Genomic DNA, 8,466 nt, shown 5'->3' on the forward strand with positions numbered 1-8,466 from the left:
ATTTACCTTTAGTCAACCGTAGCCCAGTTAATCAAGCAGCCTTTTCAGTTCATGGAGCTTGTTCAAGGCTTCTATTGGCGTCATCTCTTCCACATTCAATTTTCTCAGGGCGGCTTCTACAGGGCCGGACCTGTTCACCTCTGCCGAATTTCCGCCACTGTTCCCTGGGTCAAAAAGCATCATCTGGGTATAACGTGCTGTAGCTTTGCTTTTTCTCTTTTTCCCGTTACTACCGTCTTCAGCCTCTTCGAGCACATTTTCTCTTTCGAGTTCCCTAAGAATCTCATTTGCCCTTTCGATTACCTTTTCTGGGACGCCCGCAAGCCTTGCAACCTGGATTCCGTAACTCCTGTCTGTTGCACCTGGTACGATTTTTCGCAGAAATACTAGCTCATGACCTTCTTCCTTTACTGCGATATGATAATTTTTGACTCTTTTCAATTTTTCTTCAAGGGCTGTGAGCTGGTGGTAATGAGTTGCAAATAAAGCCCTTACTCCAGTTCTTCCCCTGTTATGCAAAAATTCCACAACAGCTTTTGCAATGCTGTACCCGTCATAGGTACTTGTACCTCTCCCTATCTCATCAAGAAGCACAAGGCTTCTGGGACTTGCATTGTTCAGGATGTTTGCAAGCTCAACCATTTCTACCATAAAGGTGCTCTGCCCGCTTGCAAGGTCGTCAAATGCCCCAATTCTTGTAAAGACCTGGTCAATAATCCCTATTGAAGCATAGGATGCAGGAACAAAAGAGCCTACCTGAGCCATAATAGCTATAAGGGCAGTCTGCCGCATGTAGGTGGACTTTCCTGCCATGTTTGGACCTGTTACCAGCAAAAACTGGTTTTCCTTGCAATCCATTTCAGTATCGTTCGGCACAAAACCGCCATGTACGGTATTTTCAACTACAGGATGCCTCCCGTCCCGTATAAGGATCTTGCAGTCGTCCGTAAGCTGGGGCCTGATATAATTGTTATTTTCTGCTACTTCAGCCAGGTCTGCAAGCACATCGAGCGCGCCTATTCTTTCAGCGGTTTCCTGAAGTTCTCTTGAATGAACTGAAAGTGTCTGCACGATTTCTGTAAAAATTTCATATTCGAGAGCTATAGCTTTTTCATTGGCTGTCAGGATAAGGCTCTCTTTTTCCTTAAGTTCAGGGGTAAAAAAGCGCTCGGCATTTGCCATGGTTTGCTTTCTGATATAGTCGTCAGGCACCTGACTACTGTTAGCATTGGTTACCTCTATGTAATACCCAAAAACCTTATTATATCCCACTTTCAGGGACTTTATGCCGCTTCTTTCTCTTTCTTTCTGCTGAAAATTTGCAATCCACTGCCTGCTGTTGCTTGCAATATCCTTGAGTTCATCAAGTTCCTCACTGTATCCCGACTTTATCATGCCTCCTTCCCTAACCGATACAGGAGGCTCATCAACTATTGCCCGAGCTATCATTTTGGCGAGATTTTCAAGTTCGGAAAACGATGCAAGCCCGACTGCAATCTCCTTTAAAAGTTCGGATTCGACATTATCCATAAGGGAATCCCGGACAGGAGGTAGAGCTTCAAGGGATTTTTTCAGGGCTACGAGGTCTCTTGCATTTGAATTTCCATATACTACCCTGCCTACGAGGCGTTCTATATCCCTGACCTCTGAAAGCCAGTTCCTGAGGTCGTAGCGGAGGAGAGTCTTTTCTGCCAGTTCTTCAACCGCATCAAGTCGATGGTTGATTTTTTCTACAGAAAGTAGAGGTTTCAAAAGCCATTTTTTCAGAGTACGGCTTCCCATCGGCGTTTTCGTGCTGTTCAAAATGCGATAGAGTGAGTTTTCGTCCCCTTCATCTCGCACATTTTTCACGATTTCGAGATTCCGCAGGGTTACGGAATCAAGGATCATAAATTCGGAATTAGAGTAAGTTCTCAGGGTATTGATATGAGTAAGCTCCCGCATCTGTGTGGTCTGTGCGTATTCCAGGGCAGCCCAGGCCGAATATACTGCAAAATCTAGATTTTCACATCCCATACCTTCAAGGGTTGCAACCCTGAAATGGGTTTTTAACCTTTCTCCGGCTTCCTTTGCTCCTGAAATGTCAGGGGCAAACTCCTGAACAATAGTCTGAGCTCTCAATCGCTCGGTAAGGTCTGGATTCCCATACATAGAGGGAGGAAGGATACATTCGGAAGGCCGCATGCGAGCAAGCTCGCTTAGAAGCTTTTCAGAACTTTCTGAGTCCCGAAACTGTGTTGTAAGAAATTCCCCTGTGGAAATATCGAGAAAGGATACTCCAATTTCTATTTCTTTTTCTGCATTCTTTCCGGACTTTCCTATTTCTCGTCCTGCAACTGCCATAAGGTAATTGTTTGAAGCATCTGAAAACATTGAAGAGTCAATTGCAGTGCCGGGCGTAACCACCCTGACAACCCCTCGTTTTACGACTCCCTTTGCCTTTTTCGGGTCTTCAAGCTGTTCGCAAATTGCCACTTTATACCCTTTATTTATGAGCCTTGGAAGATAGGTGTCAATTGCATGATAGGGTATTCCTGCAAGCGGCATTCTTTCTCCTGATTTGTCCTTGCCCCGGGCTGTAAGCGTGATCTCGAGTTCTTTTGCAATCGTTTTTGCATCTTCCCCGAAAGATTCGTAGAAGTCTCCCATGCGGAAAAAGATCAGGGTGTCAGGATATGCCTGCTTGGCTTCGTAGTACTGGCGCATTGCAGGGGTCATCATTTCAGTCATTTTTTACTCACTGTAAGCCTTAAATCGCATTCTGTATAAAATTCGGAATTTATCTGGAATTCCGTTTTTTCTCAGGATTCCTTAGATGGTGTTAATATCCAATCAGGATTCTCCAAATACTGGCTGATATCTTTAGCTACTGGTTAATAGATACTGGTTAATAGATACTATATCTTTATTAAAATCATCCTTCTTATATATATTTAACAATTCGATATTGCAAGCCGTTCCGAAGGAGGAAATTGTTCTGGATAAAGAAAAATTCATTGAAGTTTGCCCTGTCTGCGGAAATGCAGATTTATATTATGAAGCTGGCGGGTATGGAGGTGCGGTTTACCACTGCAAGGAATGCGGGTACGTAGGAGCTTTTGTTATTGAAGCTAATGAGGAAATGATCGAAGAAATCCGGGAAAAATACAGGAGTGAAAAAGTTAGTGAAAGTAATAAAAGTACTGGGCTCTTGTAAGACACCAGCTGCTGACGTACAGAGATTCCTTTATCCCACGATTACAGCTGTGGCCCACCACGGGAGTATGACGTTGAATTAAGGACAGCCAGCCAGTCGAAATCAGTGAAGCTTTGAGGAGTCAATGCAAAGTAAGTTTGATTCTTCATGCTGCCGGAGCGGGTTGGAAGCAAGTCGATTTCCAAGGCTGGAAGCCCTTGACCTTTGTTAGCTGGAATGAACCGTACAGGCCCTGGTACAGCAATCAGCCGCGCCTCAAGAGTACCAGCTTCGGGTTGGCCGATACCATTGGCCTCAGAAATTCCCACAGCTGTTCCGATGACGGCATAACGTGAGCCGAGCATCTCATTGAGTTGGGCTCCTGCTGGCCACCAGATAAGTAAATCAGCGCCTAATTGCCATTGCGCCTTTCCACGCTGCAGGTGGCTGTTATGAGCGAAGACCAGGACTTTTCCTCTACCACGCTCGCGGGATACAATATATGCCAGATTATCTGCCATTACTAGGTCACGGATGCCAAGACCTTTGACAAGCCTTCCACCAGGTTTAGCAGAAGTCTGCGCCAGCACCGCATGATAGTTCAGCAACTGCTTGGACATCATTGCATATTGCATAGCCTCCAAATAACGACCCTCATCGCTCTTAGCCACAAATTCGGGACGGCGTAAGCGCAGTTCCATGATGAGATCTTCCACCTCAATCCGGAGTGACGTTGCAGCGGGTGATAGACCTATTGACTTCGTCGGGTCCATCATTGCAGCAGGGTTCTCCCAATCGGAGTCCTGGCCAAGAAGTGCATCGATACGTTCACGATACTCCTGGCCGCTGGCACTATCAATCGAGGAGAGGTAATCTAGAACAAAATGCAAGACTTGGCGTGGGCTATCGCTAAAGGTCATCTCTGTCGGACTATCAAAGCCGTAGAAGTTGACTTTGACATGATGGGAAGGGTCTGCATTGTAGCTTCGTATCCACTCTACAAGTTCTCGATTCGCTTCAAGCCGGCCGAAGCCGTGGCTAAATCCGGTGTCTTTAATATCTTCATACGATGCTGGTCCGCGACCGGCCACGTAATCATTTACTAAACGTGCTCGGGGAAAACTGCTTTCAATTGCGATGGCGCTGTAGCCATGTGTCTCCACTAAGCACTGGAAAAGCCGGTTGCGGAGCATAAGAATATCTTCGCCGCCGTGGAGTGCTTCTCCAAAGCCAAGCAACTCCACTGAGGCATCAAGTGAGGCGATGATTCTGTCAATGGAAGCATAGAAAGTTTTGGACAAATCGACAGAGAATGGAATCGCTTCGTGTTGAATCCAATCGTCAAGTGTGGCATTCATCATGGTAGTAGGACCAGTCTCTCAATTTATTTATGTCTACGGCACTTATTTCACTAGATTTTCCCTTGCCCTATATCATTGTTCTTATGGAGACTTAATAGGTACAATTCAATTAGTTCCCCACTCCAGCCAAACAAAGTATATAAGCTGTTTTTTCAGGGTTTGTATTTCTCTTTGAGCTTCATGACCATCCCCTTTACATTTTTTGACAAAGAACGCTGTTGTTTGAAATACTTTGTAATAAATCAGTATTTTTGCATTGACTAGGTAGGTTGTGGTCATAAATCCAATAAAAGACAGAAGTATCTTAAAAGTAGAACTAAGAATTGAAAAGTGGATAGAATCGGAAATAATGTACAATACTGTGTAAAAAGTTGTCAAAATAGAATAGGAGTAAAATTTTGGTGGGGCCGCTGAGATTTGGACTCAGGTCGCAAGACCCCCAGTCTTGCAGGATGGACCAGGCTACCCTACGGCCCCGCAGAGTAAGTTGTACTTTCTCAATGGCAGATCTCTTTCTCTATTTGCCATCGTCAACTATTGTAATCAAATATGTAGTATAAATGAGTATCGGTAGAAGAAAGGAGAGAAGCTCTTTTTATTGTATATTTTAACTGTAATCCAGTAATGTAGGGTTCGGATTATCTGGCTTCTTAACAGGATAGGATATGTTACGGTTTTTGGAAATCGGATTCTGAAGGCTTACTCAATATACTTTTTGCCCGAAGCACGCGCTGGATAATGGTTATATGGGAAAATACAGCTACAAGTACGAGAGCCCAGCCCAAAAAACCTGAAATCCCACCCAGAGCTAGGATAATCATTCTTTCCGTGCGTTCAGCAATTCCGACTGACAGTCTCCTGCAACCTGCCGACTCCGCGCGGGCACGGGTGTAGCTTACCAGGAAAGATCCAATAAGGGCAAAGCCTGCCCAGAGCCAGCCTTCAATTTGCACAATAGGGGAAAGGACAAGCCTACCATTAACTGCACCAGCTATTATCCCTAGGAACATCAGACCATCAGAGTAGCGGTCGCAAACTGAATCAAGCACGCCTCCAAAAGGCGTGATTCGGCCTTTTGCCCTTGCAACTCCCCCGTCGAGAATATCAAAGAAACCACTAAAAAGGATAAGAAGTCCCCCCGCAAAAGGTTTCCCCAGCGAAAATGCTGCCCCTGCGACGATACTTACGACAAAACCCAGTAACGTGAGGGTATTCGGAGATAAGGGAATCAGGCGGGCAATAGGAATTATCAGCTTTCTTGCACTGTTTTTGAGTTCGTCGAAGATTTTTAACCCCTTCCTTTTACTGGCTGCATGTATAGTTACTTATATGTTATGATAGATAATTGAACATTAGCTTATCTTTTTTGGGAAAAATCCTGTCCATAATTCTAATTTACTGTTAAGGGCTTCTTTAAGTTCCGGGACAGTTCTCAGGACAGAATGTAAACAGGGGCAATAAAAGAATTTCTGTCAAAAAGAGAATTTTTAATGATATGCTGCTGATTTTAAAAAATATTACAGCGATTTATGATCAAGAAAGAACTTATAAAATTTCATATTAAAAAGAGACTTTTAAGGATTTTCTGAAAAAGAAAGTTTTAAAGATTCCCATTAAAAATACCTATTAAAGCCTGTTAAAGATGTGCCTGTTAAAGAGAGAATAAATCACACGAGTTTAAAATGATATGGAGTTGAAAAAATGGAATTGGTAGAAAAACATAGGTCAAGTTGTACGGAATGCGGACAATGCATTGAAGTCTGTCCTCGATACAACGACTTAGGTTTGCTTGAAAGACTGTACGGGTATCTGGAAGGGCATTCGGATATTGATGGCGACTCTTTGCTGCGCTGCCTGACCTGTGGGCTTTGTAAGGATGCCTGTCCCGAAGGATTGGGAATTAAAATGCTTATTTCTCCTGCCAGGCAGAAATGGGTAAGTGAACACGGACTTACCGACAGGCAGAAAATGGTAGACCCTGAAGCTGAAAATAACCTTTTTAAGAAGATTGCCGAGCTGGACGAAACTCCTGTGTATGAGGAACGTTCAGGCTCAGTAGTTTATTTTCCTGGATGTGCAGGCACTTATATCAACAAGATAATGGCACAAGCCACGGTTGCACTGCTGGATAAAGCCGCAGTCGACTATACTGTCATGAGTGGAGTTGAATACTGCTGTGGAGCCGTATCCGCGGGTTCTGGAGATCCGGGGCCTATCCGTAGAAACGGACAAAGGAATATTGAAGAAATACGGAAAAGAGGAGCCAAAACTCTTATTACAGCCTGCCCAGGGTGTTTCAAGGCATTTAAAGATATATACCCAAAAATGTTTGGGAAACTTGATTTTCAAGTGTTGCACGTTTCGCAGTACCTCGAACTTCTTATAAGGGAAGGAAAACTTGCTCCTGAGGTTGTTCTCAAGCATAAGGTCTTTTATCATGACCCCTGCCATCTGACCAGAGTAATGGGAGTATATCGAGAAGCAAGAGAAGTGCTTAAACATATCCGGGGCACCGAACTTGCCAATGAAACTCCGGAAAACTCAGCATGCTGTGGCTTTGGAGGCGGAGTAAGGGTTAATTACCCGTCTGAATCCTTGGATGTGGCTTCTGATCGATATAGGGCTGCCGAAAAACTGGGTTGTGACACAATTATCACAAACTGCGGGGGCTGCATGCAGAATCTTATTGAAGCCGGAAAGGATGAAAGAATAGAAGTTTTTGACCTTGCAGAATACCTTTCCCTCGCCTGCGGAATAAAAATAGAGAGGGAAGATTCCAGAATGCTGGAGCTTGTCAATAAAGCTTACAGACTATGTATATCAGGGTACGGTAAATCAGATTGCTTATAATCGGACTTTGTAGTCCACATATCTATTTCGATTTTATTTTTTTTGAGGCTATCAGAAATCTAATCTGGAGATTTCTAGCCCGAAAAAAGAGGGATATATAAAGTTTTTCCTTTTTTGGAGTTTTTCGATTGTGCAGTGAAAAACTGTTAAAAAATAGGATGTCAGTTCTCGAAAAAAAGAGAGTTTCAGATTTTTTTTCGCGATATATATAAATAAAGATAGAGTTCAAAAGTTAATCAAAAACAGTAAGTATCAACATACTAGCATAGAGAAAGTTTGGAGATGAACGGAATTCCAAGGATTCATTTTCGATTGAGTTTTCATCTGCTTTCAATATATATAAAGAACGTTCTTTTAACAGATTCATGAATTTTTATAAAAACCCGTTTTGGATATCTAATATTTATATTTTTTGATTATTTTATTTTGTTTTCTTCCTTAATATACTTATAAAACCAGTTTTACCGAAAAGTATATATTCAACCCCTATTTTCGTTTTAGATTTTTTAATAAAATATATATATGAGAAAAAAGAACCTCTATACTGGAGACATCTGAAAGATGGGTAATCAGAATGGATTAAAATGGCACAAAAAATAATCCCTCTGCTAAAACACTCATGAACCCCAGTCAGCGTAATCATGAAGTCTTCATGGTTTCATTGTCTCGCTTGAGGTGGTCATGGCTTCCCACCATGATGATCGTGAGTTTCTTCCTGTAAGTCATTGCTTCACCAAGAAGCGTGAGCTTACAGCCTGAATGTTCACATATAATCGTGACAATTACAGGAGAGACGTCTCTATAGTTCGAAAACTAAAACGGAGGATGCAACATTAGCAAAGAAGAATTGCTTCAGGAACTTGCAGACGCTATGATTTCCTGCAAGAAGGATACAGTACTTGCTGCAGTTGAAAAAGCTAAAGGAGAACTGGAACCTTCCGAAATAATTGAAAAAGGACTTGCAGCAGGCATGAACGAGGTTGGTGTCCTTTTTGAGAGAGGGAAACTGTTCCTGCCACACGTTATGATGGCTGCCGATGCAATGACTGCAGGAGTTACAGCTCTTAAGGATCTTATGCC

At 43.0% G+C, this 8,466-nt stretch carries 6 protein-coding genes and 1 tRNA gene; 3 read left to right on the top strand and 4 right to left on the bottom strand.

Annotated elements, in window-relative coordinates; translation table 11 throughout:
- Positions 1-27 precede the first annotated feature (27 nt).
- Positions 28-2,730, bottom strand: a complete 2,703-nt coding sequence (mutS, locus tag BP861_RS02005; RefSeq protein ID WP_292372054.1) for a DNA mismatch repair protein MutS — start codon at positions 2,728-2,730, stop codon at positions 28-30.
- 217 nt (positions 2,731-2,947) lie between these two features.
- On the opposite strand from mutS, the gene BP861_RS02010 reads away from it, so the two are divergent.
- Complete coding sequence (locus BP861_RS02010; RefSeq protein WP_292372056.1) at positions 2,948-3,196, top strand: hypothetical protein; 249 nt, start codon at positions 2,948-2,950, stop codon at positions 3,194-3,196.
- A 41-nt stretch (positions 3,197-3,237) separates the two neighbouring features.
- Here BP861_RS02010 and BP861_RS02015 read toward each other — a convergent pair whose 3' ends face one another.
- The 3 genes from BP861_RS02015 to BP861_RS02025 all read right to left on the bottom strand — a co-directional run bounded on the left by BP861_RS02015 (position 3,238) and on the right by BP861_RS02025 (position 5,768).
- The gene (locus BP861_RS02015) at positions 3,238-4,536 is read right to left on the bottom strand and encodes an erythromycin esterase family protein (protein WP_292372058.1); all 1,299 of its coding nucleotides are present in this window, start codon (positions 4,534-4,536) and stop codon (positions 3,238-3,240) included.
- A gap of 399 nt (positions 4,537-4,935) precedes the next feature.
- Positions 4,936-5,013 (bottom strand) — tRNA-Pro (locus BP861_RS02020).
- A 191-nt stretch (positions 5,014-5,204) separates the two neighbouring features.
- Positions 5,205-5,768, bottom strand: coding sequence for a CDP-alcohol phosphatidyltransferase family protein (locus BP861_RS02025; protein WP_349680986.1), 564 nt, complete (start codon positions 5,766-5,768; stop codon positions 5,205-5,207).
- A 469-nt stretch (positions 5,769-6,237) separates the two neighbouring features.
- On the opposite strand from BP861_RS02025, the gene BP861_RS02030 reads away from it, so the two are divergent.
- Both BP861_RS02030 and BP861_RS02035 read left to right on the top strand, forming a co-directional pair.
- A complete protein-coding gene (locus BP861_RS02030; protein WP_292372060.1) occupies positions 6,238-7,386 on the top strand; it encodes a (Fe-S)-binding protein in 1,149 nt (382 codons plus the stop codon).
- 871 nt (positions 7,387-8,257) lie between these two features.
- The coding region (locus tag BP861_RS02035) for a B12-binding domain-containing protein (protein WP_292372079.1) at positions 8,258-8,466 on the top strand (209 nt) is incomplete at its 3' end.

The organism is Methanosarcina sp. UBA411, from assembly GCF_002495725.1.
Taxonomy (GTDB): Archaea; Halobacteriota; Methanosarcinia; order Methanosarcinales; family Methanosarcinaceae; genus Methanosarcina.